The organism is Amycolatopsis lurida, from assembly GCF_900105055.1.
In the GTDB taxonomy this organism is placed as follows: domain Bacteria; phylum Actinomycetota; class Actinomycetes; order Mycobacteriales; family Pseudonocardiaceae; genus Amycolatopsis; species Amycolatopsis lurida.
Genome location: NZ_FNTA01000004.1, coordinates 3,557,209 through 3,583,265 on the forward strand (window position 1 = coordinate 3,557,209; position 26,057 = coordinate 3,583,265).

The following is a 26,057-nucleotide window of genomic DNA, read 5'->3' on the forward strand; positions in this document are numbered from 1 at the left end:
GGATGGCTCATCGTGCGCGAACCTGTCCTCGTACCCCGCCTCCAGCCCTTCACGTCGACCATCTTCGCGGAGATGACGGCACTGGCCGTCCGCCACGAAGCCGTCAACCTCGGCCAGGGTTTTCCCGACACCGACGGTCCCGCCGGAATGCTCGACGCCGCCAAGAACGCGCTGTTCGGGGGCGCGAACCAGTACCCGCCGGGTCCCGGACGGCCGGAGCTGCGCGCGGCGATCGCGCGGCATCGTCTCCGCTACGGCGTCGAATACGACCCGGACACGGAGATCCTGGTCACCGCCGGCGCCACCGAGGCCATCGCGGCGTCGCTGATCGCGCTGACCCAGGCGGGCGACGAGGTCATCGTCATCGAGCCCTACTACGACTCGTACGCGGCCGCGGTCGCCATGGCGGGTGCGGAGCGGCGTGTCGTCGGCCTGGTGGAACGCGACGGCCGGTTCGCGCTGGACGTCGAGGGCCTGCGCGCCGCGGTGACCGGCCGGACCAGGGCGATCCTGATCAACTCGCCGCACAACCCGACGGGCACGGTCTTCACCCGCGCGGAACTGGAGGCCGTCGCCGCGCTCTGCGTGGAGCACGATCTGATCGCGATCACCGACGAGGTGTACGAGCACCTGGTCTTCGACGACGCCGAGCACCTGCCGCTCGCGACCTTTCCCGGCATGCGCGACCGGACCGTCTCGATCTCCAGCGCGGGCAAGACGTTCAACTGCACCGGCTGGAAGATCGGCTGGGTCTGCGCGAGCCCAGAGCTGGTCGCGGCGGTGAAGGCGGCGAAGCAATTCATCACCTTCGTCTCGGGCGGCCCGTTCCAGCCCGCCGTCGCCCACGCGCTGGACCACGAACTGCCGTGGGCCGAAGACCTGCGCACGAGCCTTCAAGGCAAACGGGACCGGCTCGCGTCGGGTCTCGCGGAGGCCGGGTTCGCGGTCCGGCCGACCGCCGGGACGTACTTCGTCTGCGTCGACGTCCGGCCGCTCGGCTTCGACGACGCCGCCGAACTGGCCTGGGAGCTCCCCGAACGGGTGGGCGTGGCGGCCGTGCCCGTAAAGGTGTTCACCGATCACCCGGAAGAGTGGAAACACCTTCTGCGCTTCGCGTTCTGCAAACGCAACGAGGTCATCGACGAAGCGGTCACCCGATTGCGCAAACTTCGGTGACTCGTCCGATGTTCACGGCACCGTTCACGCCCAGCCGCCCTTTTCGAGGGTCCTTTTGAGCCGGTCCAGGCATCGTCTTCGCAGCCTGCCCACACTGGCCGGGCTGATGCCCAGCTCCCCGGCGAGCTGGGCATAGGACAGCTCCGGCCGGTACGCGAGGAGCCGCATCATTCGCCGATGCGACTCCGGCAGCCGATCGACCGCCGCCCAGAGCGCACGGTCACGTTCGGCGCGGACGACTTCGGCCTCCGGGGTCGTCTCCGCCTCGGGGAGCGGGCGCGGCATTTCGCGCCTGTTCCTGGTGATCATCCGGAGCGCGCGGCGCCGCGCGGTGGTCGTCAGCCAAGCACCGAGCTTCGCTTCGTCGCGTAGTGCGCCGGGCGCGCGAAGCAGGTCCAGCCACGCGTCCTGACAGACGTCCATGGCATCGGCTTCGCTCAGCCGATACGCCTTCAACGCCCTGAGCACCGCCGCCGACAGCGCGTTCACGTCCCACATCCCGGACCCTTCCCTCCCGGCGGCTCGCGGCCGCCGCGCCGATCACCGAACGCGACTTCGACGGCACGCACCGCAGCGAGGATCCGGAAAACATCAGGTCACCGAGGATTTGAGTAGTTCCACCCGTCCCCGGATGGCCGCTCGACCCATACCGAGAGTGATCAACTTCGGTACTCCAGGCACCGGAGCCGGTTGCGTCGTTCCGCCTAACGGGCTGGATCGGCGGCGGCTGAAGTGAAACACTCCCCTCCGGTGCTAAAACTGGTGCAGCCCCGGGGGAACTGCGACCTGGCCGGAAGAGACCCCAAGCAAGATCGAACTCACGCGGGAAACGTGGGTTTCAGGCGCGGACGGTGGTGATTGCTGTGAGTGGTACGGCAGTCGTGCGCCGTGGCGGCCTCACCGCCCCGAAGCGAATCCTTTTCGCGGGCGGACTCGTGCTCACCGGTTGGATCCTCGGCGCCGTGCTGAGCACCCCGGCTTCGGCCGACGAACAGCCGCCCGTGACGCCGGAGACCTCCGTGGTCCAGCCCGCGGACGAAACCGGGTCAGGGAAAACGAGCACTCCCGAGAAGCCCACTGAGTCCACTTCGGACTCCGCCACGACCGAAACCGCGAAACCCGTTGAACCCACCGAATCCGCTGCAGAAGAGCCCGCTCCCGTTGCGCACGAGGAGCCTGAGGCCCCAGAGGACACTGTGGAGGAAGCGGCGGTTTCGAGCGCGAGTTCCGTCGAGAAGACTTCTTCTCCGGAACCGGCCACGAAGACCGCGACCCCCCAGGCGTCCAACGGCTTGCTGGGCGGCCTCATCGGCGGCGTGCTGAATGTCGTCACGACCACGGTCGGCGGTGTCGTCCAGACCGTCGGCGGGGTCGTAGACGGAATCGGCGACCAGATCGTCACGCCGATCCTCACGCCGGATCCGTGCTGCGGCGCGGGTGCCCCGGTGATCCTGCCGGGCACCGGCGACATGCTCGACCCCGTCTTCGGCGGCGGCTCCGGCGAGTCGGCGGGCGGCTCGGTCACCATCACCGTCCCGGCCAAGGCCGTCACGGAGTACGCCCCCGTGCCTGCCGCTCCGGCCCCGCGTCCTGCCGTCCCCGCCGAGAGCCCCGCTCCGGTGACGGCGAGCCAGCACCACCGCGTCACGCTGCCCGTCCGGGTCAAGACCGACGTCCAGCCCGCTCCGGCCGCGCCCGCCGAATCCGACACGCACGCGTCCCCGGACGGCGGCGGCTCGGGCGGCGGCGGTGGCCTGCCGAGCACCCCGGTGGCCCCCATCGCGCCAACGACGACCGCCCAACCTGGGCACGACAACACCGGCGGGGGCCGCGGGCCGCTCGCCGTTCTCGACTCCGGCGTGCCCGCCACGCAGCTGAAACTCCTCGGATCCGGCTGCGACCACGAAGGCGAGCGCACCGGCAGGGAAGCCGCGCTTCCCGCCACCTCCCCCGACTGACCTGACCGGGTCGCCGGGGAGAACCACGTCCAAACCAAGATCAACTTCGGGTTTCGACGTCCGCTGACCCCACGGCACAAGCCGCTTTCGCCTGCCCCTCTGTCAGGCATCCCCTTTGTCTTTCCGAACGGCCGACCGCGCCCGGCCGGTTCGGATCCCGGCCCCGGCGCCGCGCTGCCCCTGCGGCGCCGGGACCAGCACCGGGTGGACTTCGGGGGCTTCTGCTCACCGCGCCGAGCAGGAGCCGGCCAAGCTCGAAGCCCGCCTGAACCGCGGGCGGTTCCCGGCACGTCGAGGGGCTGTGCCGGGTAACCGCCGCGGTGCCCGTCCCGAGGTTTCGGCCTCGGGGCGGGCCGGATAGCCGGTGCGCTGGTCGTGCGGCGCCGATGCCCTCCCTGGAGCATCGGCAGCCCCGCCAGCGCACCGGCTATTTCCGTTTCCAGCTCCCGCATTCAGAGGACGAAATGCGGGAAGTCAGGTGACCTGGACGGCGACCGGAGCGGCCGTGGCCGGGGTCGCGGCCAGCGAGGCGGCGGCCGTGCCCAGCCGCCGCACGGCCTCGAAAAGCCGTTCGGCCGGAAGCGCGTACGGCAGCCGCAGCCAGCGCTCCAGTCCACCGTGGACACCGAACCGCGAACCCGGCGCCACCTGCACTCCGTGCCCGGCCGCGGCGACGGCCAGCCGCGTGCTCATCGGCTCCGGCAGACGGCACCACAGCGAAAGCCCGCCCCGCGGCACGGTGAACGTCCACTCCGGGCAGTACCAGTTCAGCGCCCCGGTCAGCGCGTCCCGCAACGCCAGCGCCTCCTGACGGCGGTGCGCCAGCGCGGCCCCGCCGTCGTCGAGCAGTTCGGCGAGGACGAGTTGCTCGAAGACCGGCGACCCCAGGTCGACGGCGAACCGGGCCGCGATCAGCCTGCCGATGACGTCCTCGGAAGCGCGGATCCAGCCGAGCCGCAGGCCCGCCCAATGTGATTTGGACGCCGAACCGATCGTGATGCCGAGGTCGCCCAGGTACGCGCCCAGCGGCGGTGGCCCGTCGGCCGGATCGCCTTCGAGGTCCAGCTCGACCAGCGTCTCGTCGACGATCGCCGGGGTCCGGGCGCGGTTCAGCGCGGTCGCGAGGCGCTGACGGCTGTCGGCGTCCATGCGCAGGCCGGTCGGGTTCTGGAAGTCCGCGACGAAATACGCGAGCCTCGGCGCGGATTGCCGCAGTGCGGCCTCGATGCCGACGATGTCCCAACCGGTGGCCGGATCCAGGGCTACCGGCACCGGGATGGCGTGCGCGGCGCCGATGGCCTCCAGCGAGTTCGGATATGTCGGCTGCTCGACCAGCACCCGGTCGCCCGGACCGGCCAGCATCCGCAGGACCTGCACGAACGCGTGATGCGCGCCGTTGGTGATCATCACCTGGCCGGCGTTGGTCGGCAGCCCGCGTTCGGTGTAGCGGCGGGCGATCCGCTCGCGCAGGATCCGCAGGCCACGCACCTGGTAGCCGTTCTCGCCGAGGTGGTCCACCAGCGCCTTCCGCGCGGCGTCCACGGCCGGGACCAGGCCGGCGACGGCGGGCGGGCAGGCCTGGGCGAGGTCGATGAGGTCCTCGCCGGTCGGCAGGATCGCGCTCCGCCCCCGGCCGCCGGGAGACGCGATCCACGAGCCCGCCCCGCGACGGCTGGCGACCAGACCATCGGCCCGCAGTTTGTCCAGCGCGGCGCCGATCAGCGTGCGGCTGACCTCCAGCGCGTCGGCGAGCTCGCGTTCGGCCGGGAGTTTCGTGCCGAGTGGCAGCCTGCCGTCGAGGACCAGCAGCTCGACGGCCGCCGCGAGATCCGCGGCACCGTGTCGAGAACCACTTTGGCGCCAGTTCCCCAGCAAAAGGGCCAATTTCGCACCCGAAACGCGTCCAGTCAGCGGGATCAGCGGTTCCATAAGGCCAATTGTTCCAGATTGGCCATGGTCAAGGTAGCCACTTACCCCTGATGGTGGACGCGTGGCACTCAAACTCGATCTCAGACCGGTCGGCATCTCCCAGGACACCACCCGCCGGTCGGTGCAGCTCGTCGCCGGGCTGGTCCTCTACGGCGGCAGCATGGCCATGCTGACCAGGTCCGGGCTCGGCCTCGACCCGTGGGACGTGCTCCACGAAGGGCTGATGAAGATCACCGGCCTCTCGTTCGGCACGGTCACCGCGATCGCGTCGGTGCTGGTGCTCCTGCTGTGGATCCCGCTGCGGCAGCGGCCGGGGATCGGCACCGTCGCCAACATCGTGGTCATCTCGCTCACCGTCGACTTCGTGCGGATCTTCCTGCCCGACCAGGACGTGCTCGGCTGGCAGATCGTCAACCTGGTCGCCGGCGTGGTCCTCAACGGCCTCGGCGCCGCGGTCTATGTCGGCGCCCGGCTGGGCCCCGGACCGCGCGACGGCCTGATGACCGGGCTCTCGGCCCGGACGGGCAAGTCGATCCGGCTCGTCCGGACGCTCATCGAGATCACCGTTCTGGCCGCCGGCTGGCTGCTCGGCGGCACCGTGGGCGTCGGCACGGTCCTGTACGCGCTCACGATCGGACCGCTGACGCAGGCGTTTCTGCCGTACGTCATCTGGCGGGAGCGCTCTTCGACCTCGTGAGTGGTAAGGACGGTTCTAACCGTCCTTACCACTCACGAGGTAGTCAGCTCGCCTCCCGTTGTTCAAGCAGGCGCCGGACGGCGACGTAGTCGATGCCCCGCTGAGCGAGCACGTCGGCCGCGGCACCGGGGACGGCGGTCATCGCGAGCAGCAGGTGCTCGCCATCGATGCGCTTGCTGCCGACATCGATGGCTTCGCGAAGGCTCTTCTCCAGCACCTTCTTCGCCTCGGGTGTGAACGGCCGATGGCCGCGCCCGGCGCGCCGTCCGCCGGTCAGCGCGCCGGGGCCGTGGGTCTGCTCGACCCGCTCGACGATGTGCTCGACGTCGATGCCGAACCCGCTCAGGGCTTCGACGTCGGCGTCGCTCATCCCGCCACGCCGCCGGACGCGCCGGAGGTCGTCGGCCAGTTCGTCCGCCGGGCAGCCCAGCGCGGTGAGCACGCCGGTGTGCCGCGCGATGGACGTCAGCAAGTGCAGCGCGTCGACGTTCCCCGATCCCTCGTCCGACGCCACGCGCTGAGCCCCGACGACGACATCGCGGGCTTCGGTGGTGAAGCGTTCGAACATCAGTGCCTCCCGTACTTCTTGTGCACCGCTTGCCTGCTGACCCCCAGCTCGGCCGCGATCTCCTGCCAGGACCAGCCGTGCACCCGCGCGCTGCGGACCTGCACGGCCTCGAGTTGTTCCAACAGCCGGCGCAAGGCGGCGACGGCGCGCAATCCCACCCGGGGATCGCGGTCGCCGGCTCGCGCGGCCAGATCTGTCGCTTCGGTCATGACGTCAACCTACGTTGACATCTCGCCCGCGTCAACCTCAGTTGACAGTTAGGGTCGGGTCATGGTCGAAATCGCAGTGGCGGAAAGGGACGGAGTAGGCGCGGACGGAGCGACGCGCCCGACCGAAGACCACGTCGCCGTACTCGGCAACGCCGTGGTGGTGCTCGACGGGGCGACCGCGCCACGGCCGGATCTGCCGTCCGGCGGCTGGTACGCGAGCCTGCTCGTGCACAGCCTGTCGCGGGCGCTGACCGCGGAACCCCAAGCGGATCTCGGGGTGCTGCTGGCCGAATCGATCGCCGACGTCGCCCGCCGCGAAGGTCTCGAACCGGGACGATCGCCGTCGAGCACGGTCGCGATCGCGCGCTGGACGGACGACACCGTCGACGGGCTGGTGCTCGCGGACAGCCCGATCATCGCCTTCGGGCCCTCCGGCACCGACCCACTGACCGACGACAGGCTCGTCTCGCTGCGGGAAAGCGGCCAGCTCCGCACCGGCGCCGACGTCCGCGTGAAACGCAACGCGCCGGACGGCTTCTGGGTCGCCGAAGCCGAACCGAGGGCGGCGGCCGAAGCCGTCCGGCGAAGCTGGCCGCGCTCGGAGGTCGACGCCCTGCTGCTGGCGACCGACGGCGTCTCGATCGGTGTCGACGAGTACGACCTCTTCGACTGGCCGGAGGTGCTCGCCATCAGCCGGGAGAGGGGGCCGGACGCCGTCCTCGACGCGGTGCGCACGGCGGAGAAACAGGACCCGGACGGCGAGCGCTGGCCCCGCGCGAAAAGGCACGATGACCAGCTACTGGTACTCGTCGACTTCGGGGTAGCCCCAGGGTAAAACCGGGGGCTTCCCGGATCGGAAATCCCCACCCGCGCGAGCAGGCTGAACGCATGACGTTCCCTGGGGAGAGATCGCGGGCCAAGCCCTGGCTGATCGCGTCGGCCGCGGCCATCGGCTGGGCACTGTTCACCATGGTCGTGCTCCACCTGATCAGCTCACGCGATCCGGTGTTCGACACGCTGTCCAGCTACGCCTACGTCGATCGCGGCACGGGCATGCTCGGCGCCAGCGTGCTCTCCCTTTCCATCGGCTCGCTCACCGCGCTCGGCGCGCTGGCCGCGGCCGGAGTCCCGCTCAGCCGCACCACGAAACTGCTGTTCGTGCTGTGGTCGCTCGGGCTGGCGGCGGCCGCGATCTTCCCGGCGAGCTACCCCGAGTTCCCGGATCCGGTCAGCGGCGAGATCCACCTGTACGCCTGTCTCATCGCGTTTCTCAGCCTGCCCGCCGCCGGGTTCACCCTGCGCGACAACCTGCGCGGCACGCCGGCGGCCAAGCTGGTCGGCCGCCTGGCGTGGGGCAGCGCGGCCGGGTTGGTCGTCTTCGGGCTCAGCTTCATCTTCGTTCGCCTGTCCGACATCCCGTTCTTCAAGACGCTGACCGACATCGCGCCGGTCGGCGTCATGCAGCGGGTTTCGCTGGTGGCGCACGTGATCCTGATCGCCGGGATGCTGAAGGTCGCGTCAGCGGCGCACCGCGTCGGCGAATTCGGGGGCGTAGCCGTAGAGACCGGGCAGCCCGCCCGTGTGCAGGAAGACAACGTGCTCGTCGGGCGCGAAATGGCCTTCAGCGGCCCACTCGATCAGCGCGGCGCCCACTTTGCCGGTGTACACGGGATCGAGCGCGATCCCTTCCGTACGACCGAAAAGCCGCACCGCGTCCCACGTCCCGGCGGTCGGGATCCCGTACCCGGGGCCGATCGTGCGGTCGTCGATGCGCAGGCCGTCGAGTGACGGCGGCTCGCTCCCGAGCAACACGGACGCCGCGATGGTGAGGTCGGCCAGGTTGTCGAGGGCCTCGTCGACCGGATGGCTGACGCAGGCGATGTCCAGCGTCAGCCAGTCGAGGTCCGCCGTTCCGACGACGAGCCCGGCGGAGGTCCCACCGCTGGCGTGCGGGGCGACCAGCCGCGCCTTGGCGATGCCCAGCTCGCCGAGCTGCCCGGCGAGTTCCCGCGCGGCCGCCACGTACCCGAGCGCCCCGACGCCGTCGGAACCGCCGACCGGGAACGTGGCCACCTCGCGGCCCTCGGCCGCGGCCTCGGTGATCAGCCGCTCGTAGGTCCTGCCGGTCTCCTCGCCGTCGCGGCAGATGTGCACGTTCGCACCGAAGAGATGGTCGAGGGACACGTTGCCGGACCGTTCGTACGCGTCACCTTCGCGAGGGACCTTCGCCGTCAGCACGAGCTCGCATCGCAATCCCAGCTTCGCGCAGGCCGCGGCGGTCTGGCGGCCGTGGTTGGTCTGAAGCGCGCCGAACGTGATCACCGTGTCGGCGCCGTTTTCGATCGCCGCGCCCAGCAGGAACTCGAGTTTGCGCAGTTTGTTCCCGCCCACGCCGAGCGGATGCACGTCGTCCCGTTTGAGCAGCAGATTCGGCAGGCCGAGGGCCTCGCCCAGCCGCGGTGCCGGATGCAGCGGCGTGGGGTAGCCGCCGAGGTCGACGCGGGGGAAGCGATCGAGGTTCATGAACGTCACGCTACCCGGTGGTATCGTTCGTTTGAACGAACGAGACATTCAGGGGGAGCCCATGACCACCTCGAAGGCGGACCTCGCGTTCACCGGTCTGGCCGAACAGGCCTCACTGCTCGCCACCGGAGCCACGACGTCGGTCGAGCTCACGCGTCTGGCACTCGAAAAAGCCGAGGCCAGCCAGCCCGTTCTCAACGCCTTCAAATGCCTTCGCGCCGATGAAGCCCTTCGCGAGGCTGAGGAAGCCGACCGAAGGCTCGCCGCCGGCGAGACCGCTCCCCTGCTGGGTGTCCCCACCGCCATCAAGGACGACCTCGACGTCACCGGGCTGCCGACGGCGTTCGGCTGCGAAGGCGACTTCACCGTCGCGACCGCGGACTCCCCGCCGGTCACCGCGCTTCGCCGGGCGGGCGCGGTGCTCATCGGCAAGACCAACACCCCCGAACTCGGCCAGTGGCCGTTCACCGAAGGCCCGGCGTTCGGCGCGACCCGCAATCCGTGGGACACCGAGCGCACTCCGGGCGGTTCCTCCGGCGGCGCGGCGGCGGCCATCGCGTCGGGGGTGATCGCCGCCGCGCTGGGTTCCGACGGGGCCGGGTCGATCCGGATCCCGGCCGCATGGACCGACCTGGTCGGGATCAAACCGCAGCGCGGCCGCGTCCCGACCGAACGCGAACTCTTCCACGGGCTGACCGTGGTCGGCCCGCTGGCGCGCACCGTCGCCGACGCGGCCCTGCTGCTCGACGTCGCCGCCGGGACCGGCACCGCGTTCCAGGCGGCCGCCCGCCGCGAACCGGGCCGCCTGCGGATCGGGCTCTCCATCAGGATCCCTTTCACCGCAACGAAAACCCGGCTCGACCAGCAAGCGCACGCGGCCGTCGTCCGGCTCGCGGAGCGGTTCGCCGAACTCGGCCACGAGATCGTCGAGGTCGAGCCTGACTACCGGCTGATCGGCCTCACCTTCCTGCCGCGTTCGCTCGTCGGCGTGCGTGACTGGTCCCGTCGCGTCCCGGACCAGGCGCGGCTCGATCCCCGCACGCGTGCCAACGCCCGGCAGGGCTCGGCGCTGGCCGGACCGGCCCTGCGGCTCGCCCGCGCCACGGAACCGTTGCTGCAACGGCAGATCGGCTCGGTGTTCGGCCGGGTGGACGTCGTCCTCACGCCGACCACGGCCACGCCGCCGCCCCGGATCGGCACTTTCGACAAGCTCACCGGCTGGCAGACCGACCAGGCCATGATCGCCGCATGCCCCTACGCTTGGCCGTGGAACGTGCTGGGCTGGCCGGGCGTCAACGTCCCCGCCGGACTGAGCCGGGAAGGACTGCCGCTCGGCGGGCAGCTGCTCGGCCCTTCGCACGCCGAGGAACGGCTGATCTCGCTGGCCGCGCAACTGGAAGAGGTCGAACGGTGGCAGGACCGCAAACCCGAGACCGCTTGGTGAACACCCGCGAAGCCATTCTCCACGCCGCGCTCAAGGTGGTCGGGGAGCAGGGCGTCGGCGGGCTGACCAACCGCCGGATCGCGACCGCGGCCGGAGTCTCGCTCGGCACGCTGACCTACCACTTCCCCAGCCAGACCGCGTTGCTGCGCGAGGCGATGCTGCTGTTCGTCGAAGAAGAGACCACGAAGCTGACCGGATTCGTCGACGAGTACCGAGAGCAGGGCTTGAGCGTCGAGCAGGCCGCGTCGGTGGTGGAGCAGGTCATCGCGCAGCTGCCCTTCGGCACCGACGAACTCGGCGCGCACGAGCTGTACCTGCAGGCCGCGCGCGACCCCGGGCTTCAGGACGCGGCCGCCCGCTGTTTCGCCGCCTACGACGAGCTGGCACTGGTGATCCTGAAAACGCTCGGCGTGCCGTCGCCGGAGCGGCTGACCGGCCCGGTCGTCGCGCTGATCGCCGGCCTCCAGTTGCGCCGGCTGGCCACGGGCGACGACGGCGTCGAGGTGGCGCAGTCGTTGATGATGCTCGTCCGCGGCGCGTCATGAGCGGTCCGCCGATCGTCAAGGGGACGGCGGCGTGGAGGTACTTCGGCGACTTCCGGGCCGGGTTGCTGGCGGGCCAGGTGCTGGTCCTGCAGGTCGCGCATCCGGTCGTCGCGGCCGGGGTGCGGGATCACTCCGACTACGTCGAAGATCCGTGGACCCGCCTCATGCGCACGGCCGCGTCGCTGTCCATCTACGTGTACGGCGGCCCCGAGGGGGCGCGGTACGAGGCGGACCGGCTGCGCGAATTGCATCGGTCGTTCACCGGAGTCGACGAGGGCCGCCGGTACAGCGCGCTGAACCCGCACGCCTACGCCTGGGTTCACGCCACGCTCGTCATGGTTCCCGTTGACACACAACGGTTCTACGGCACTCCGATGACTTCGTCCGAATTGGACGAGTACTACGCGCAGATGTGCGACGTCGGACGGCTTCTCGGTCTGCGAGAGCAGGACATGCCACCGACATGGCCGGAATTCGAGCGGTATTACGCGGAGATGCTCGACGGTTTCGGCCCGAACGAGACGATCTCGACGTTGTTCGAAACGATCCGCACGGTGAAGAAGCCGTGGCGATGGCTGCCCGACGAACGGTGGGTGCGGCTCCAGCGGTGGCAGCATCGGGGCCAGATGTTCGTCATCCGCGCCACGCTGCCGCCCGCGTTCCGTGAGCGCCTCGGTCTACAGTGGACAGACCGGGACCAGCGCCGGTTCGACCGGTTCCGCGCGGCGGTGCGGCTGGTCGGCGGGCTCGTGCCGGTGACGTTGCGGTCTTCGCTCGTGCGCCGGATCGGCAGGCTCAACGTCTGGTTCCGAGCCCACCCCCGCGCGTACCGTTTCCTCGGCGGCGGTTAGTGAGGGTAAGTCGAACGTGGCGTGATCGAATCCCTGTCGCACAGGCCGTCTTCGTCGACTTCGCCATGAGATGGGCCACCCTGGACAGCAGGGTTCCGGACCGACTTGCGGGCTCCCAGGTCTGAAGTGTCCACAAGGGATAAATTGCGCCGATAGTGTGCCCGTCGTGAGTGGTAAAGAGCGTTAGAACGATCATTACCACTCACGACCCCCGCACAAAGCGCCCAAATCAGACACAAATGGCGGAATCGGCATCCTTTGTGGACAGTTATGGGCGCGTCAGGTCCAGCAGGCGAGCCCTCTACGGCGACACGCCACGTTTGACTTACCCCTCAATAGTCCTCTAATCGCGCTTCCGGGTGCGAGCGTAGTGGGCGCGGGCCTTCGCCCGGTTGCCGCAGCGCGCCATCGAGCACCACTGGCGCGAACGCCTGGGCGAGGCGTCGCAGAAGCGCAGGCCACAATCGTCGGCGGCACAGATCCGCACCGCGATGTCCTCGGTCACGAGGTCGATCGTGTCGGCCGCGAGCGCGCCGAGCGCGGCGACGACCGACACCGGCCTCAGCTCCTTCACCGGCTTGCCGTCCTCGTAACGCAGCCACGGCGACGGCGCGTCGGACGCCATCTCGTTGACAAGAAGGACATCCGCGCTCCGCGGCTCACCCAACAGCACTTTGTCGACGGCTTCCCGCAGCACCCGCGCGGCCGACAGTTCGCCCGCGCTCGCCTCGGTGACGGCGAAGCCCATGAGCCGCAGCCATTCCGCGAGGGCAGCCGGGTCGGTGAGCAGCTCCCGGCCGTCCTCGTGCCGCTCGCGCACGGTGTTCACGAGGTCGAGACACGGTCGCCCGCCGTCGAAGACCCACTCCATCCGATGATTCTAACCCTTGCCATCGGTTAGAACATCGGTCTACCTTCTAACCCCATGAACCGGTTAGAAAGCAAGACCGCTTCGGTCAACGGCATCCGCCTGCACTACCTGCGCGCCGGAGAGGGCCCCGCGCTCTTCCTCCTGCACGGTTGGCCGCAGACGTCCTTCTGCTGGCACGAGATCATCGGCGAACTGGCCGAAACGCATACCGTCATCGCCCCTGACCTGCGCGGCTACGGCAAATCGGACAAGCCCCGCGACGGCTACGACAAACGCACGATGGCGGCGGACGTCGCCGCCCTCGCCACACATCTGGGTTTCGAGCGAGTGTCCGTCGTCGGGCACGACCGCGGCGGCCGGGTCGCCCACCGCTGGGCACTGGACCGGCCCGATCAGGTCGACCGGCTCGCCGCCCTCGACATCATCCCCACCAGGGAGCTCTGGAAACGCCTCGATACCGAGATCGGCCGCGCCTACTGGCACTGGCTGTTCCACCTTCAGCCGGATCTGCCGGAACTGCTCGCCGGCCGGGACATCGCCGCCTATCTCGGCTATTTCTTCGAACGCTGGACCCATCAGCGGCAGGGCCTGAGCCGGGAGGCCGTCGATGAATACGTCCGCGCGTTCTCCGCACCGGGCGCCCTGCGAGCCGGCTTCGACGACTACCGCGCCTCGTTCCCGCACGACGCGGAAGCCGACGACGCCGATTTCGACGCGGGCCGCCGCCTCGAACTTCCCGTGCTGGCACTGTGGGGGGCGAGCGGTCTGCTGGGCAAGCTGCCGACGCTGGAGATCTGGAAGGACTACGCGAACGACGTCTCCGGTACGGCGATCGAAGAATGCGGCCATTTCCTCGCCGAAGAACGTCCTCGCGCCCTGCTGGAAAACCTGAAACCGTTTCTACTCAGCTGAAACCCCCCATCCGCGGTAAGGGCCGCCGTCCCCTTTACGGGGGACCCCGGTTCACCCCGCGCCGTGACGCTTTCGGAGACCATCGTCGTTAACTTCGGGCGGGATGGGGAATTCACCGAGGGGGCGGCGCACGACGCCGTTGGTCATCGCCCGCGTACTCGTGCTCTGCGCGCTGGCGTCCTTGCTGCTGGGCGGCACAGCCCAGGCGGATGGCGTTTCGAGTGGCGCGGACGTCCAAGTCGCGCAGACGCTCGGCACCCGTGATCTCACGGTCATCCTGCGGCGGATGGACATCGCGCCCGGGCCGCTGCACGTCGACGTCGTGACGCACACCGGAAGCGCGCCGGGAACACTGAAACTGCGCGCGTCGGCCGCCGGGACGACGTTTTCCGAAACCACGGTCCGGCTGGACGGCAAACCCGGCGCGCATTCCGCGCGGCTCCAGGTCGACCAGCCGGGACCGTGGGAGCTCGGCCTCGACGACGGGACGGACACCGCGTCGATCCCGTTCATCGTCCCGGCCAGGGTCATCCCTCCGTGGGAGAAGGCCACCTTCGGCGGCTTCGTCGCCGCGGGTGTGTTCCTGGTGCTCGGTCTCGTCGTCGCGATGCGCGTGCGCCGTCCGCAGCTCGCGCTGATCCCCGCCGGCGGGATGGTCGCCGCGCTCGCGGTCGCGATCACCGGCGCGATGCTCTCCGCGTCCACCCCGCCGCCGCCCGCGCCCGGCACGGAGCTGGACCCGACGATCGACAACATCCGGGACCCGTACGCGAACGCGCAGATGTCCACTGTGGACTTCTCCCGGCCGCCGGTGAATCTGGCCGTGCACTCGCCGAACGCGCGATCAGGCGCCCTCACCGAGGTCCGGATCGCCGTCGCCGACGGCGCGACCGGCCGCCCCGTCGACGACCTTTTGGTGCACGACAACGCCTTGATCCACTTTGTCGTCATCTCTCCGACCGGCAGGCTGTGGCATCTGCATCCGGTGCGGTTCGGCCCCGGTGACTACCGGGTGAAGTTCACGCCGCCCGAGGCCGGGACCTACGCCGTCGCCGCGGAACTCGCCCGGCGAGGCGGCGGCGTGCAGCTGGCCCGCACCACGCTGAGCGTCGCGACCGGAACGGCCTCCCCCGCCGAACCCGTTCCCGCCGGAGCGGGAAAGCGAGTCGTGCAAGGGAACCCGATCGACGTCGAAATCCGGCAGGGGAAACCGACCACGATCACCGCGCGGTTCGGGAAGGCGGATCTCCAACCCTGGCTGGGCATGCTAGGCCACCTGATCGTCGTCGGCCCGATCACCGGCGACAGCCGGGTCGGCGCGGATGCCGCTGCCGCGCCGACCTGGGCCCACGTGCACTCGATGATCCCGCAGTCCCCTGGGATGCCGGGGAAACCGGATGAGACCGTCGCCGCGTACGGCCCCGACGTCCCGTTCACCTACACCTTCTCAGCGCCCGGCAAGTACCGGATCTGGTTGCAGGCCGAACGCGATTACACGGTGCTGACCGTGCCCATGCAGATCGAAGTTCCGGCGGAAGGGGCACCGCAGTGAGCACCGAGCATTCCACAGTGGACAGACACAAGCCCGTCCTGCTGATCTCCGTGGTCGCGGTGCTCGCGGTGGCGATCGTGGCCTGGCTGGTGTGGCCGAGCGGCGGCGGGGCGCAGGTCCAGCGCTCGACGCAGGGCCCGTACACGGTGCAGCTGTCGGTCGAAGACCCGCATCAGGGCGGCAACGTCTTCGCGCTGACCGTCACGGGCGCCACGCCGGACGTCGTCACCCTCGAACCCGTGATGCCGCAGATGGGGCACGCGCTCGCCCCGTCGCCCGCGATCGCGGAGGCACCGGGGAAGTTCCGCACCGGCGACGTCCTGCTGCCGATGTCGGGGCAATGGGAGATCACCGTTTCACTGCGCGGGCCGTCCGGCGCCACGCAGCACGTTTTTCCTTTGCTGGTCAAGTAAAGAGAGGGAGGTCGGGGGTATGGATCTCACCGCGGGAGGGGCGAGGACCGTCTCGGTGGCACGCAGTGAACGCACCGGTCTCGTACCGGCGGGCACCGTGCTGGCCGGATCGGTGATCTCGCTGATCGGGCTGACCTGGGACATCCAATGGCACGGCGACGTCGGCCCGGACACGTTCTTCACGATGCCGCACCTGTTCCTGTATTCGGGCAGCGCGATCTCCGGGCTCGCGAGCCTCGTGGTCGTGCTGATGACCACGGCCGCACGCCGGGCGGGCCGCCCGGTCGACGCGCGCGTCGGCGGCCGGGCGATCAACGTCTTCGGCAAGGTCTTCGCCGCCCCGGCCGGCTATCTGGTGACCGGCACCGGCGCGGCGATGTTCCTGCTGTACGGCCTATGGGACCAGTGGTGGCACGGTCTCTACGGCTTCGACGCGGTGATCGACTCACCGCCGCATATCGGGCTGCTGCTGTCGATCACGTTGAGCATCATCGGGACGGTCATGGTGTTCGCGGCCGCGCGGGAGCACCGGTGGGGCACCGTCGGCGTGGTCGGCAGCCTCGGTGTGCTGATCGCGTTCAGCACGGTGACCGTGCTGGGGTTGCAGCAGATCGACGTCGACGGGCTCGACGTCGTCTCCGTCGGCATCGCGCTGCTTTCGGTGCTGCTGGTCTCCGCGGGCGCCGGATTCTGGGCGCGGCCCGGCGGCGCGGTCCGGGTCGCCGCGGCGCTGGCGGTCATCCAGGCGATCACCTGGTGGTTCTCGCCGTGGGCCGCCGAGGCGTACGCGGGCGCCGTCGGCCTGCCGATGCGCGACTACATCGACGGCGTGCCCGCGATGCCCTCGATGATGCCGATGGCGCTGCTGCCCATCGCGGCCGTGCTCGAAGCGGTCTACCTGCTTTCCCGGCGCGGCTGGTCCGCGGGCCGGGTTTCGGTGCTGGCAGGCGGCATCGGCGGGCTCCTGGTCGGCGCGAGCATGCCGATCCAGAACGCGATCGTCTACGGCGCCGACCGGATGCCGTGGGCGGTCGTGTTCGCGACGGGCGCCGCCGGCGCGGTGATCGGGCTGCTCGGCGGGTTCGCCGGATGGCGTTTCGGCGGGATGCTGGGGCTGCTGGCCCCGGCGAAGGGGGACAACGCGCATGCGTAAGACACTGCTGGCACTGGCGGCGGCGATCGGCCTGCTGTTCGCGACCACGCCCGCGGCGAACGCCTACGAGCCGGTGAACATCGTCCACACCGAACGGGTCCAGGTCGGACCGTACGGGATGACGGTCGGCTTCAGCACTTGGCCGTTGCGCGCCATGCAATCACTGGACTTCACGTTCATCCCGGACGACGGGATCGCCGGGAAGTCGGGGACGCTCGCGTTCGTCAATCCGGAGACCGGGCGGCTGGGCCGTCCGCAGCCGCTGGCGAAGCATCCGCGGAAACTGGAGGTGTGGGGACTGGACATCCGCGCCCTGCAGACGCAGGGCTCGTGGACGTTCCGGTTCGAGATCGAGGGACCCGCGGGCAAGGGCACGGGAGAACTGCGGGATCTGGCGGTGCTCGAACAGCCGGGACCGCCGATGGCGGTGAGCTGGTCGATCAGCCTGATCCCGCTGATCGTCCTCGCCGTCCTGATCGCCGTCGCGTGGCGCCGGACGAAATCCAGGCTGCGAGGGAACGGGCTCCCCGCCACGGTGTGACTCGAAGTGACCGAAGATCGGATGGCTCGCGTGTCCCGATGGGCACGCGAGCCTTTCGTCAGGGACTCAAATCGAACTGTCCGGCCTTGACCGCCACGAGGAAGGCGTTCCACTCACCGGCATCGAAGACGAAGACGGGACTTTGGGCCAGCTTGGTGTCACGGACCCCCACCAGGCCTTCCTTGCCGAGATTGACCTCGACGCAGTTCCCCCCGTTGGGCTCACTCGCGAAGGACTTCTCCCACGCGGAGTCGTCGAACAGCGACACGGCCGTGGTCGGATCGTAATCCGCCGCCGATGGATAATCGGCCATTGGTCGTACCTCCGAACGTCGGTCGGGGGTGCGGACCGCGACCTGCGCGAACCGTCACCGTCCCGGCTTCTCCCTGCCTCAACGGGACTATCCCGCACGGCCAAGTGGGTGATCAACTCCGCCCACCCTCGACATGAAGATTATTCCAGGAGTAGGATTAATCGCAGCGGCCGGGGCTCGGTTGTTGGTGATTCGCTCGCAGCACGCGGACACCCCGGCGACGGACGTCACCGGGTGCGTCAGCAGGGAGTTTCGCCGTTCCGGCAGGCCACCGACGGCAGGTGACCGGCAGGGACACCCACCCCGCGGCGCATGACCACCCACCGCCGACCTCGTGGGGGAGGATCAGCGTGATCATTCAGGACACCATGCCGGCGACGGTACTCGCCGTCGGCAGGCTCATGGCCGGGACAGCGGGCGAAAGCCGCCGCTCCGCTCATCTCTTCGACTTGCACACCGGGGGTTCGCACCCCGAGTTCCTGCACGCCCGCTGCGGCGCGGCGATGCCGTACGACCACCTGGAATGGGTACCCGTCGGTTCGGGGATGCCCTGTGAGCGTTGTCTCGGCCTCGCCGGTTCGGCCGACCAGGCGCGGTTGCCGCGTCCGAGCCGGGGGGTGTGACCGTCGTGGCCGTCCGTCTCACCACGCTGCTGTTCCGCCGTGAGGACGAACGCCTGGCCTCGGCGAAGCACCACCACCGCACCATCGGGCTCGAATTGCGTCAGCGGTTCGGGTTCAGCCTCATCCAGGCACCGCTGCGCAAACAGCCGCCGTGGAACTCCGAAGTCGACGCGCCCGGCGCGCACCGGGACCTGATCAGGACCGGCCGGCCGTTCGAAGGTCAGTTCGAGCTGACGCCCCTGATCGGGCATCTGACCGGCCGGGCCTGACAGCTCAGGGCTTGCGGCCCAGTCCGCCGAGCCCGCCGGTGAAGGTCGGGTCGTCCGCGAACCGGTCGCTCGCCCGGGAATCCGCTTCGTCGAGATGCCAGGTGGCCATCCAGTCGATGCCGGGCTCCACCAGCTCCAGCCCGTCGAAGAACGCGGCGAACTCCGCGCGGGAGCGCAGATGGAACGGCGCGCTCGTCTTCTTGTACAGCTCCTGGACGTTCTCCCGGTTGTCGCCTTCCTTGCGGGTGACACCGTCCTCCGTCAGATGCGAGGACAGGAAGTACGAACCCGACGGCAGGAATTCGAGGTACCGCTGAACCATCTCGTGGACGGGCTCCTCCGGGCCGAGGAAGTACAGCAGGCCGACCATGACCAGCCCGATCGGCTGCCGCGGGTCGAGTACCCCGGTCTCGAGGGCGCGTTTCCAGATGTCGGCGGGATCCCGTACGTCGCCCTGCAGGACCGCGTGCCGCCCGAGCAGCCCCTCCCGTTCCAGCAGCAGCTGGGAATGCGCGACGGCGACCGGCTCGATGTCGACGTAGACGACACGGCTGTCCGGATTGACCGCGCTCGCGATCTGGTGGACGTTGCCGACGGTGGGCACCCCGGAGCCGATGTCGAGGAACTGCGTGATCCCCTGGCGCGCGAGGTATCCCACTCCGCGGCCGAGGAAGTCGCGGCCGACGCGGGCGAAGGTCTTGACCTCCGGGAACTGCTTCAGCACCTGTGAGCCGAACTCGCGGTCGATGGCCCAGTTGGCCGAACCGCCGAGGAACCAGTCGTACACCCTCGCCACGTTGGGCCGTTCGAGATCGACTCCTTCGGGGGCGACCGGGTCGATGGGGTCCTGCTGCGTCGTCATACCGTCACACCTCGTCAGAAACCGGGTTTGCGGGCGACCCCGCCGATGGCGCAGTTAAGCGCAGGCGAGTGGGGATCGTCCAGCCGCCATGCGCCGACCGGGACCAGACCCGGTGCCACGAGGTCGAAATCGCCGAAGAAACCCCGGATCTCTTCCTTGTCGCGGAAGGACGCGGGCGTGCTCGACTGCTCGTATTGCTTCACGACGCGCTGGACCTGTCCCAGCTCGTCACCTTCCACACCGGACAGCGTGACATGGGACAGGACGTAGAAGGAGCCCGCGGGCAGCAGGCGCCGGTAGCGCGCGATGACGTCGGCGAGCCCGGGGCCCGGCACGAAATGCAGGACCGCGACGGTGAGCAGGGCCACCGGTTTCGCCGGATCCAGCACGCCGGTGTCGATGGCGCGCTCCCAGATGTCGTCCGCGTCGCGCAGGTCACCGCCGAGCACCGCGTGCCTGGCGGGATCGCCGTTCCGCTCCAGCAGGATCCTGGCGTGCGCCACGGCGACCGGTTCGTTGTCGACGTACACGCACCGGCTGTCACCGTCGACGTCGTCGGCGATCTCGTGGACGTTGCCGACCGTCGGCACGCCGGAGCCGAGGTCGAGGAACTGGTTCACGCCGTGCTCGGCGCAATGCCGCACCGCGCGGCCGAGGAAGGCGCGGTTGGCCCTGGCGAGCGAGCGGATGAGCGGGAACGCCTTGACCAGCTGCTCGCCGAATTCCCGGTCCACCGCCCAGTTCGCGGTTCCGCCGAGCGCCCAGTCGTAGATCCGGGCGGCGTTGGGCCGCTCGAGATCCACGCCGTCGGGCAGGAATCGCGGGTCCATCTCAGGATTGCATCTGGGTTCTGTATAGCTCGGCGAGTTCCTTGAGGAACTGCCGGGTCTCCTGGCGCTCCAGCGCGGCGCCACGCAGCCGGTCCCAGGAGTCGACGAAGATGTTGAAGTCCTTGACGTCGTCGAGGTACAACCCGCCCGCGGAATGTTCGATGTAGACGAAATCCCTGGTGCGATCGGGAAAACGCATGATGGTGAAGTCGTTGGGCACCGCGGCGAGCCGCGCGCCGAACGGCAACACGTGCACATACACGCGCGGATGCTTCTCCAGCGCCAGCAGGTGCTCGACCTGGTCCAGCATCACCGCCGGGGCGGAGCCGCCCGGAGCGCGGCGCAAGGCGCCTTCGCTGATGATGAACCGGTAGTAGGGCGGCTGCTGCTGTTCGAAGACGGCCTTGCGATCCAGCCGGTTGCGGACCAGTGAGGTCACGTCGGTGGCGCCCGCTTCGGTGAACTGCTTGAGCATGTAGTGCTCGGACTGCAACGGGCCGGGGATCCGCTCGCCGTGCCAGGTGAGGATCTCCGCGGCCGCGGGTTCGAGGTCGGTGAAGGTGCGGAACCAGTGGGGCACCACGGATCGGTAGCCGGACCAGTGGCCGCGCTGCCCGGCCGCGGCGCGGGCCAGGTTCATCAACGTGTCGGCCTCGTCACCGTTGATCCCGAACGCGTTCAGCATGGATCGCACATCCCCGAGCTTGACCCCGACGGCACCGGACTCGATCTTGTTGACCTTGCCCTGGGTGCAGCCGAGAACCTCGGCGACCTGCTGCTGTGTCATCCGCGCGGCGTTGCGGGCATGCCGGAGCTCGTTTCCGAGCTGCTTCCGGCGCGAGGTGACGGTGCTGGCCATCGCCTTGCTCTCCCGGACCTCATAATCAGGACCGCGGCTGCCCGCCGTCCTGCGCGCGAATACTCGAACCCACCCAGGGTACTTCACCTTGAGGGGTTCGATGATGACATTGCGCAGCGTTCCAGGAAACGGCCGAAAACACCAGTCACCTGGTACGTCACCCTGGTGGCGGAGCGATCTCGTCACATTTCGGGCACGCCGGTCGGGCATAGTGACCGAGTGGACCAATCCCCCTTCGCCAGGCAGGTCTCCGACGGTGTCTTCGGGTACGTCCAGCCGGACGGTTCGTGGTGGATCAACAACTGCGGCTTCGTCGCCGCGGGCGATCACACGGTGGTGATCGACACGTGTTCCACCGAACGGCGTACCAGGGCGCTGCTGGCGACGGCGGAATCGGCGGGCGGGGCGCCGGTGACCACCGTGGTCAACACGCATCACCACGGCGACCACACGAACGGCAACTACCTGGCGACCGGCGCCACGATCGTCGGCCATCGGAAGACGCGCGAGGTGATGGTCGCGACCGGGATCAACACCTACGAGAACTCGTTCACCGGCAACGACTGGGGCCATCTGGAGCTGCGGCCGCCCGAGGTGCTGTTCGACGACCGGCTGACCGTGCACGCCGACGACGTCCGGCTGGAGCTGATCCACCCCGGACACGCCGCGCACACCACCAACGACGTACTCGTCTGGCTGCCGGAGCGGCGGGTGCTGTTCGTCGGCGACCTGATCTTCAACGGCGGCAGCCCCTTCGTGCTGATGGGCTCACCTGCCGGCTGGCGGAAGGCGCTGGACCTGGTCCGCGAGCTGGAGCCGGAGACGATCGTGCCGGGCCACGGCCCGGTGTGCGGCCCCGAAGCGATCGACGCCGTCGACGGATACCTGGGTTTCCTGCAGAAACTCGCTTCCTACGGGAAAGCAGCCGGGCTGACGCCGCTTCAGGCCGCTCACGAAGCGGATCTCGGGCCCTACGCGGCACTGTCCGAACAGGAGCGGCTGCCGGCGAACCTGCACCGGGCGTATGCCGAACTGGACGGTCTCGAGTGGGGCGCGCCGATCGACCTGGGCGCCGCGCTGGCGGACATGGTCACCTTCAACGGCGCGCCGATCCGGTGCTTCTCCTGACACGCTCCTGCTGCCGTTTCGCCGCTCGGGTGTTCCCAATGTCGCATTCGGGACGCTGAGTGTCTCTAATGCGACATTGGGAACCCCCGAACCCCAGCGTGCCGCCGCAAGCGCCGAGTTGTCCACAGCCAGGCCACGTTGTGGACAACTCCCGGTTGATCCCTTCTCGCCCCGGCGCCGTATCCCTCGACGGGGATAGGCTCGGCATGGGAATCGAAGCGGAAGGGTGCGGATGAGCAAGAAGGCGAGCATCGGGGTCACTGGCCTGGCGGTCATGGGCCGCAACCTGGCCAGGAACCTGGCGAGGCACGGGCACACGGTGGCCCTGCACAACCGTTCCGAGCAGCGGACGAAGGAACTGGTCGAGCAGTTCGGCGACGAAGGCGACTTCATCCCGGCGTATTCGGCGCAGGAGTTCGTCGACGCGCTGGAGCGGCCGCGCCAGGTCGTGATCATGGTCAAGGCCGGTGCGCCGACGGATGCCGTGATCGACGAGTTCGTCCCGCTCCTGGAAAAGGGCGACGTGATCGTCGACGCGGGCAACGCGCACTTCGCGGACACCCGGCGCCGCGAGGCCGCGCTGCGCGAGAAGGGCATCCACTTCGTCGGCACCGGTGTGTCCGGCGGCGAGGAGGGCGCGCTGCACGGGCCGAGCATCATGCCGGGCGGGTCCAAGGAGTCGTACCAGTCGCTCGGGCCGCTGTTCGAGGACATCTCGGCGAAGGTCGACGGCGAACCGTGCTGCACGCACGTGGGCGCGGACGGCGCCGGGCATTTCGTGAAGATGGTGCACAACGGCATCGAGTACGCCGACATGCAGCTGATCGCCGAGTCGTTCGATCTCCTGCGCGGTGCGGGCGGCTACTCCCCCGCGGAGATCGCCGAGGTGTTCCGCACCTGGAATTCGGGGCGGCTCGACTCGTACCTGATCGAGATCACCTCGCAGGTGCTGGCCCACACGGACGCCTCGTCCGGCAAGCCGTTCGTCGACATCGTGGCGGACCAGGCGGAGCAGAAGGGCACCGGCCGCTGGACCGTCCAAATCGGACTGGATCTGGGCGTGCCGATCAGCGGCATCGCCGAAGCCGTGTTCGCGCGTTCGCTGTCCGGCTCGTCGAACCTGCGGGAGGCCTCCCGCGGCCTCGGCGGCCCCTCGCGCGCTCCGCTGACGGGGTCCGCTTTGGACACCTTCGCGGACGACGTCGAGCAGGCGCTGTATGCGTCGAAGGTGGTGGCGTACGCCCAGGGCTTCAACCAAATCCAGGCAGGCGGCGCCGAATACAGCTGGGACATCGACCTCGGGAAGGTCGCGTCCATCTGGCGCGGCGGCTGCATCATCCGCGCGAAGTTCCTCAACGACATCACGGCCGCGTACGCCGACGAGCCCGCGCTGCCGACGCTGCTGACCTCAGGCGGCTTCCGCAAGGCCGTCGAGGATGCCCAGGACTCATGGCGTTCGGTGATCTCGACGGCAGTACGGCTCGGCATCCCGACCCCGGGCTTCTCGACCGCGCTGGCCTACTACGACGGTCTGCGCGCGGAGCGGCTTCCCGCCGCGCTGGTGCAGGGGCAGCGGGACTACTTCGGTGCCCACACGTACCGCCGCGTCGACCGCGAGGGTTCGTTCCACACCGCGTGGGCAGCCGACGGCCGCCCCGAGTCCTCCGCCTGACAGAGCTGAAGGGGACTTTCCCCGCATCGCATGAGACGAAAGCGTCCTTCACCGCGCGACATGCGGTGAAGGACGCTTTCAGCCCTCTCTGGACGCGACGATCTCCGCCAGCGCCTGCAGGATCAGCTTCTCGGTCTTCTCCTTCGTGAGTCCGAGCCCGGTCAACAGGTCGTCGCCGAGTTCGAACAGGGCCAGCAGGATGTGCTCGGTGCCGATGTAGTTGTGCCCGAGCCGCAGTGACTCCCGCATGGTCAGTTCCAGCGTCTTCTTCGCCTGCGCGCCGAATGCCATCTTCGCCGCTTCCGCCGGTTCGTCGGCGGGTTCCGGCAGCCTCGCCTCCGCGGCCTCGCGGACGGCTTCGAGAGTCACCTTCTGTGCCACGATCGCCCCGGCGGCGAGCGCGGCCGGTTCCGCGAGCAGGCCGAGGACCAGGTGCACGGGCTCGATCTGCGGGCTCTTCGCCGAGACAGCCGCGTCCCGTGACGCGACGACGACGTGCCGCGCGCGATCGGTGTAGCGGCTGAACACCTTCACCAGGTCTTCGAGCGAAGAGCCACTGGAGTCGACAAAGCGCTTCTGGGCGGCTTGTTTGGACACCCCCATGTTCTTGCCGATTTCGGTCCAGGACGCGCCGGACCGTCGCGCCTGATCGACGAAGTGGCCGATCAGATGGTCGGCCACTTCGCCGAGGTGTTCGCCGAGGTAGACCGCGTCGGACAGCTGGCCGAGCACGTCGCCGTCGGGATGCTGCTGCTTGATGTGGGAGATGAGGTCATCGAGCCGGACTGGGTTCGTCATGCCGTCAACTTTAGGTTGACGATGCAAGAATCGTCAACCCCGAGTTGACGCGAAGGTGGCTTTGAGATCGAAGCCGTTGGCCTCCAGCGTCTCGAACCGCGGCTCCGGATCCACGGCGAACAGGCGGCGCGCGGCGATGTGGTCCGGCGGCCGGTTCACCGACTCGACTCCGACGAGCACGCCGTCGCGGAACGACAACACCGAGAACTTCCCGCCTTCCCGATCCCCGGTCACGACGGTCTTGTCCGCCCCGGTCAACAGCCCGGCGATCTGCAGTTTCGCGCCGAGCTGATCGGTCCAGAACCACGGCAGGCTCTCGTAGGGCGCGGGTTCACCGACGAGAACGGCCGCCACGGCCCGCGCCTGGTCGACGGCGTTCTGCACCGACTCCAGCCGGGTCGCCGTACCCGCCTGGACACACGGGAAGTTCGCGCAGTCCCCCACTGCCGAGATCTTCGGGTCGCTCGTACGCAGGTGTTCGTCGACGACGACGCCGTTCGCCACGGCGAGCCCCGCCTCTTCGGCGAGCCGTGTCCGCGGCACCACCCCGACCCCGACCAGCACCAGGTCGGCGAGCAGGCGGCTGCCGTCGCTCAGTTCCACCTCGGCCACCCGGCCGTCACCGTGCAACGCGGCGACCCCCGTGCCGAGCAGGACCGTGTGACCGGCCCCCTCGTGCAGAGCCGCGAAGTACGCCGAAACCTCGGGAGTCGCGACACGGGCCAGCAATCGGTCCTGCGCCTCCACGATCGTCACGGGCCGCCCGGCGTGCGCGGCGAATTCGAGCCCGATGAAGCCGCCACCGATCACCACCACGTTCTCCGCGCTTTCCAGCGCGGCACGCAACACATCGGCGTCATCCTTGGTGCGCAGGGTGAACACACCATCCAAAGTGGACCCGGCGACCGGCAGAACGCGATTGTCCGCTCCTGTCGCGAGGACGAGATGGTCGTACCCGTGGGCGCTCCCGTCATCGAGCACCACCTGCGAGGCGTCGCGATTCACCGACGCGACACGGCCGGGGATCAGCTCGATGTCCTTCTCCCCGAAGAAGTCCTCGGGCCGCAAACGCAACTGGGCGTCGCCCGCGGTGCCGGCGAGGTAGCCCTTCGAAAGCGGAGGCCGCTGATACGGCAGGCCGGGTTCGTCACCGATCAGCACCACCCGGCCGTCGAACCCCTTGTCCCGCAGCGAGGTCGCCACTCCGAACCCGCTCTGCCCGGCCCCTACGACGAGGACGGTCTCCATCGGCGCTCCTTCCGTTGTGCCCGCTGTCCATTCAACACCGCTTCTTCGCAACGTGATCCTCACGCGGCGGACGCGCTACGGTCATGCCCGGCGAGTCCACTGCTTGTTCCCGC

At 69.3% G+C, this 26,057-nt stretch carries 28 protein-coding genes and 1 pseudogene; 17 read left to right on the forward strand and 12 right to left on the reverse strand.

Annotation, left to right across the window (positions count from 1 at the left end; translation table 11 throughout):
* Positions 1-12: 12 nt before the first annotated feature.
* Positions 13-1,176, forward strand: a complete 1,164-nt coding sequence (locus BLW75_RS21815) for a pyridoxal phosphate-dependent aminotransferase (protein ID WP_034310499.1) — start codon at positions 13-15, stop codon at positions 1,174-1,176.
* Positions 1,177-1,200: 24 nt separating this feature from the next.
* Here the strand turns inward: BLW75_RS21815 and BLW75_RS21820 are convergent, their stop codons facing one another.
* On the reverse strand, positions 1,201-1,674 hold the full coding sequence (locus tag BLW75_RS21820; protein ID WP_034310498.1) for a sigma-70 family RNA polymerase sigma factor: 474 nt from the start codon (positions 1,672-1,674) through the stop codon (positions 1,201-1,203).
* Between the two features lie 365 nt (positions 1,675-2,039).
* Between BLW75_RS21820 and BLW75_RS21825 the strand changes: the two genes are divergently transcribed.
* The gene (locus tag BLW75_RS21825) at positions 2,040-3,134 is read left to right on the forward strand and encodes a hypothetical protein (protein WP_241783525.1); all 1,095 of its coding nucleotides are present in this window, start codon (positions 2,040-2,042) and stop codon (positions 3,132-3,134) included.
* 474 nt (positions 3,135-3,608) lie between these two features.
* Here BLW75_RS21825 and yczR read toward each other — a convergent pair whose 3' ends face one another.
* Positions 3,609-5,063 (reverse strand): MocR-like transcription factor YczR, encoded by a 1,455-nt coding sequence (yczR, locus tag BLW75_RS21830; RefSeq protein ID WP_034310493.1) that lies wholly within the window; start codon positions 5,061-5,063, stop codon positions 3,609-3,611.
* A 61-nt stretch (positions 5,064-5,124) separates the two neighbouring features.
* Between yczR and yczE the strand changes: the two genes are divergently transcribed.
* Positions 5,125-5,760: a membrane protein YczE gene (yczE, locus tag BLW75_RS21835; RefSeq protein ID WP_034310491.1), complete on the forward strand. Its 636-nt coding sequence runs from the start codon at positions 5,125-5,127 to the stop codon at positions 5,758-5,760.
* A gap of 43 nt (positions 5,761-5,803) precedes the next feature.
* Here yczE and BLW75_RS21840 read toward each other — a convergent pair whose 3' ends face one another.
* Both BLW75_RS21840 and BLW75_RS21845 read right to left on the reverse strand, forming a co-directional pair.
* The gene (locus BLW75_RS21840; protein ID WP_034310488.1) at positions 5,804-6,328 is read right to left on the reverse strand and encodes a Clp protease N-terminal domain-containing protein; all 525 of its coding nucleotides are present in this window, start codon (positions 6,326-6,328) and stop codon (positions 5,804-5,806) included.
* Positions 6,328-6,537, reverse strand: coding sequence for a sigma factor-like helix-turn-helix DNA-binding protein (locus BLW75_RS21845; protein WP_004559389.1), 210 nt, complete (start codon positions 6,535-6,537; stop codon positions 6,328-6,330). Before BLW75_RS21845 ends, BLW75_RS21840 begins: the two co-directional genes overlap by 1 nt.
* 61 nt (positions 6,538-6,598) lie before the next feature.
* On the opposite strand from BLW75_RS21845, the gene BLW75_RS21850 reads away from it, so the two are divergent.
* Positions 6,599-7,372, forward strand: a complete 774-nt coding sequence (locus tag BLW75_RS21850) for a protein phosphatase 2C domain-containing protein (protein ID WP_034310485.1) — start codon at positions 6,599-6,601, stop codon at positions 7,370-7,372.
* Positions 7,373-7,506: 134 nt separating this feature from the next.
* A pseudogene (locus BLW75_RS21855) lies at positions 7,507-7,977 on the forward strand (DUF998 domain-containing protein); the annotation flags it as partial.
* 78 nt (positions 7,978-8,055) lie between these two features.
* Here the strand turns inward: BLW75_RS21855 and BLW75_RS21860 are convergent.
* The gene (locus tag BLW75_RS21860; RefSeq protein WP_034310782.1) at positions 8,056-9,060 is read right to left on the reverse strand and encodes a D-cysteine desulfhydrase family protein; all 1,005 of its coding nucleotides are present in this window, start codon (positions 9,058-9,060) and stop codon (positions 8,056-8,058) included.
* Between the two features lie 61 nt (positions 9,061-9,121).
* Between BLW75_RS21860 and BLW75_RS21865 the strand changes: the two genes are divergently transcribed.
* The 3 genes from BLW75_RS21865 to BLW75_RS21875 are packed head-to-tail and all read left to right on the forward strand — an operon-like array spanning position 9,122 to position 11,900.
* Positions 9,122-10,504, forward strand: coding sequence for an amidase (locus BLW75_RS21865; protein WP_034310480.1), 1,383 nt, complete (start codon positions 9,122-9,124; stop codon positions 10,502-10,504).
* Positions 10,501-11,049, forward strand: coding sequence for a TetR/AcrR family transcriptional regulator (locus BLW75_RS21870; protein ID WP_198935718.1), 549 nt, complete (start codon positions 10,501-10,503; stop codon positions 11,047-11,049). The genes BLW75_RS21865 and BLW75_RS21870 overlap by 4 nt, the downstream gene beginning before the upstream one ends.
* Complete coding sequence (locus tag BLW75_RS21875) at positions 11,046-11,900, forward strand: oxygenase MpaB family protein (RefSeq protein ID WP_034310476.1); 855 nt, start codon at positions 11,046-11,048, stop codon at positions 11,898-11,900. The genes BLW75_RS21870 and BLW75_RS21875 overlap by 4 nt, the downstream gene beginning before the upstream one ends.
* A 343-nt stretch (positions 11,901-12,243) precedes the next feature.
* Here the strand turns inward: BLW75_RS21875 and BLW75_RS21880 are convergent, their stop codons facing one another.
* A complete protein-coding gene (locus BLW75_RS21880) occupies positions 12,244-12,771 on the reverse strand; it encodes a CGNR zinc finger domain-containing protein (RefSeq protein ID WP_034310473.1) in 528 nt (175 codons plus the stop codon).
* 54 nt (positions 12,772-12,825) lie between these two features.
* Here BLW75_RS21880 and BLW75_RS21885 point away from each other — a divergent pair, with 54 nt between their 5' ends.
* The 5 genes from BLW75_RS21885 (at position 12,826) to BLW75_RS21905 (ending at position 17,342) form a co-directional block, all read left to right on the forward strand.
* A complete protein-coding gene (locus BLW75_RS21885; RefSeq protein ID WP_034310471.1) occupies positions 12,826-13,683 on the forward strand; it encodes an alpha/beta fold hydrolase in 858 nt (285 codons plus the stop codon).
* 103 nt (positions 13,684-13,786) lie between these two features.
* Positions 13,787-15,235, forward strand: a complete 1,449-nt coding sequence (locus tag BLW75_RS21890) for a hypothetical protein (RefSeq protein WP_091598046.1) — start codon at positions 13,787-13,789, stop codon at positions 15,233-15,235.
* Positions 15,232-15,648, forward strand: a complete 417-nt coding sequence (locus BLW75_RS21895) for a FixH family protein (protein ID WP_091598048.1) — start codon at positions 15,232-15,234, stop codon at positions 15,646-15,648. Before BLW75_RS21890 ends, BLW75_RS21895 begins: the two co-directional genes overlap by 4 nt.
* A gap of 19 nt (positions 15,649-15,667) precedes the next feature.
* On the forward strand, positions 15,668-16,801 hold the full coding sequence (locus tag BLW75_RS21900; protein WP_034310469.1) for a hypothetical protein: 1,134 nt from the start codon (positions 15,668-15,670) through the stop codon (positions 16,799-16,801).
* Positions 16,794-17,342, forward strand: a complete 549-nt coding sequence (locus BLW75_RS21905; RefSeq protein WP_034310467.1) for a hypothetical protein — start codon at positions 16,794-16,796, stop codon at positions 17,340-17,342. The genes BLW75_RS21900 and BLW75_RS21905 overlap by 8 nt, the downstream gene beginning before the upstream one ends.
* Positions 17,343-17,400: 58 nt before the next feature.
* Here BLW75_RS21905 and BLW75_RS21910 read toward each other — a convergent pair whose 3' ends face one another.
* Positions 17,401-17,655: a DUF397 domain-containing protein gene (locus BLW75_RS21910; protein ID WP_034310466.1), complete on the reverse strand. Its 255-nt coding sequence runs from the start codon at positions 17,653-17,655 to the stop codon at positions 17,401-17,403.
* 350 nt (positions 17,656-18,005) lie between these two features.
* Here BLW75_RS21910 and BLW75_RS21915 point away from each other — a divergent pair, with 350 nt between their 5' ends.
* Entirely contained in the window at positions 18,006-18,278 is a 273-nt protein-coding gene (locus tag BLW75_RS21915; protein ID WP_034310462.1) for a hypothetical protein, read from the forward strand.
* Entirely contained in the window at positions 18,275-18,547 is a 273-nt protein-coding gene (locus BLW75_RS21920; RefSeq protein ID WP_091598052.1) for a hypothetical protein, read from the forward strand. Before BLW75_RS21915 ends, BLW75_RS21920 begins: the two co-directional genes overlap by 4 nt.
* A 4-nt stretch (positions 18,548-18,551) precedes the next feature.
* Here BLW75_RS21920 and BLW75_RS21925 read toward each other — a convergent pair whose 3' ends face one another.
* Genes BLW75_RS21925 through BLW75_RS21935 form a run of 3 tightly spaced genes read right to left on the reverse strand, consistent with a single transcriptional unit; the run spans position 18,552 to position 21,098 of the window.
* Positions 18,552-19,409, reverse strand: coding sequence for an SAM-dependent methyltransferase (locus BLW75_RS21925; protein WP_034310459.1), 858 nt, complete (start codon positions 19,407-19,409; stop codon positions 18,552-18,554).
* 14 nt (positions 19,410-19,423) lie between these two features.
* On the reverse strand, positions 19,424-20,239 hold the full coding sequence (locus tag BLW75_RS21930; RefSeq protein WP_034310456.1) for an SAM-dependent methyltransferase: 816 nt from the start codon (positions 20,237-20,239) through the stop codon (positions 19,424-19,426).
* A gap of 1 nt (position 20,240) precedes the next feature.
* Positions 20,241-21,098, reverse strand: a complete 858-nt coding sequence (locus tag BLW75_RS21935) for a helix-turn-helix domain-containing protein (protein WP_034310454.1) — start codon at positions 21,096-21,098, stop codon at positions 20,241-20,243.
* A gap of 219 nt (positions 21,099-21,317) precedes the next feature.
* On the opposite strand from BLW75_RS21935, the gene BLW75_RS21940 reads away from it, so the two are divergent.
* The gene (locus tag BLW75_RS21940; RefSeq protein WP_034310452.1) at positions 21,318-22,226 is read left to right on the forward strand and encodes an MBL fold metallo-hydrolase; all 909 of its coding nucleotides are present in this window, start codon (positions 21,318-21,320) and stop codon (positions 22,224-22,226) included.
* A 232-nt stretch (positions 22,227-22,458) separates the two neighbouring features.
* A complete protein-coding gene (gene gndA, locus BLW75_RS21945; protein ID WP_034310450.1) occupies positions 22,459-23,898 on the forward strand; it encodes an NADP-dependent phosphogluconate dehydrogenase in 1,440 nt (479 codons plus the stop codon).
* A gap of 78 nt (positions 23,899-23,976) precedes the next feature.
* On the opposite strand, the gene BLW75_RS21950 is transcribed toward gndA, so the two are convergent.
* Positions 23,977-24,696: a Clp protease N-terminal domain-containing protein gene (locus BLW75_RS21950; protein WP_034310448.1), complete on the reverse strand. Its 720-nt coding sequence runs from the start codon at positions 24,694-24,696 to the stop codon at positions 23,977-23,979.
* Positions 24,697-24,729: 33 nt separating this feature from the next.
* Positions 24,730-25,944, reverse strand: coding sequence for an NAD(P)/FAD-dependent oxidoreductase (locus tag BLW75_RS21955; RefSeq protein WP_034310445.1), 1,215 nt, complete (start codon positions 25,942-25,944; stop codon positions 24,730-24,732).
* Between the last annotated feature and the right edge of the window lie 113 nt (positions 25,945-26,057).

Bases quoted from the DNA above. Each gene is read 5' to 3' on its own strand.
- BLW75_RS21890 (WP_091598046.1), top strand. From the start codon at position 13,787: ATGGGGAATTCACCGAGGGGGCGGCGCACGACGCCGTTGGTCATCGCC.
- BLW75_RS21875 (WP_034310476.1), top strand. From the start codon at position 11,046: ATGAGCGGTCCGCCGATCGTCAAGGGGACGGCGGCGTGGAGGTACTTC.
- BLW75_RS21935 (WP_034310454.1), bottom strand. From the start codon at position 21,098: ATGGCCAGCACCGTCACCTCGCGCCGGAAGCAGCTCGGAAACGAGCTC.
- BLW75_RS21885 (WP_034310471.1), top strand. From the start codon at position 12,826: ATGAACCGGTTAGAAAGCAAGACCGCTTCGGTCAACGGCATCCGCCTG.
- BLW75_RS21820 (WP_034310498.1), bottom strand. From the start codon at position 1,674: ATGTGGGACGTGAACGCGCTGTCGGCGGCGGTGCTCAGGGCGTTGAAG.
- BLW75_RS21860 (WP_034310782.1), bottom strand. From the start codon at position 9,060: ATGAACCTCGATCGCTTCCCCCGCGTCGACCTCGGCGGCTACCCCACG.
- yczR (WP_034310493.1), bottom strand. From the start codon at position 5,063: ATGGAACCGCTGATCCCGCTGACTGGACGCGTTTCGGGTGCGAAATTG.
- BLW75_RS21865 (WP_034310480.1), top strand. From the start codon at position 9,122: ATGACCACCTCGAAGGCGGACCTCGCGTTCACCGGTCTGGCCGAACAG.
- BLW75_RS21955 (WP_034310445.1), bottom strand. From the start codon at position 25,944: ATGGAGACCGTCCTCGTCGTAGGGGCCGGGCAGAGCGGGTTCGGAGTG.
- BLW75_RS21880 (WP_034310473.1), bottom strand. From the start codon at position 12,771: ATGGAGTGGGTCTTCGACGGCGGGCGACCGTGTCTCGACCTCGTGAAC.
- BLW75_RS21910 (WP_034310466.1), bottom strand. From the start codon at position 17,655: ATGGCCGATTATCCATCGGCGGCGGATTACGATCCGACCACGGCCGTG.
- BLW75_RS21930 (WP_034310456.1), bottom strand. From the start codon at position 20,239: ATGGACCCGCGATTCCTGCCCGACGGCGTGGATCTCGAGCGGCCCAAC.
- gndA (WP_034310450.1), top strand. From the start codon at position 22,459: ATGAGCAAGAAGGCGAGCATCGGGGTCACTGGCCTGGCGGTCATGGGC.
- BLW75_RS21950 (WP_034310448.1), bottom strand. From the start codon at position 24,696: ATGACGAACCCAGTCCGGCTCGATGACCTCATCTCCCACATCAAGCAG.
- BLW75_RS21845 (WP_004559389.1), bottom strand. From the start codon at position 6,537: ATGACCGAAGCGACAGATCTGGCCGCGCGAGCCGGCGACCGCGATCCC.
- BLW75_RS21840 (WP_034310488.1), bottom strand. From the start codon at position 6,328: ATGTTCGAACGCTTCACCACCGAAGCCCGCGATGTCGTCGTCGGGGCT.
- BLW75_RS21900 (WP_034310469.1), top strand. From the start codon at position 15,668: ATGGATCTCACCGCGGGAGGGGCGAGGACCGTCTCGGTGGCACGCAGT.
- BLW75_RS21850 (WP_034310485.1), top strand. From the start codon at position 6,599: ATGGTCGAAATCGCAGTGGCGGAAAGGGACGGAGTAGGCGCGGACGGA.
- BLW75_RS21925 (WP_034310459.1), bottom strand. From the start codon at position 19,409: ATGACGACGCAGCAGGACCCCATCGACCCGGTCGCCCCCGAAGGAGTC.
- BLW75_RS21905 (WP_034310467.1), top strand. From the start codon at position 16,794: ATGCGTAAGACACTGCTGGCACTGGCGGCGGCGATCGGCCTGCTGTTC.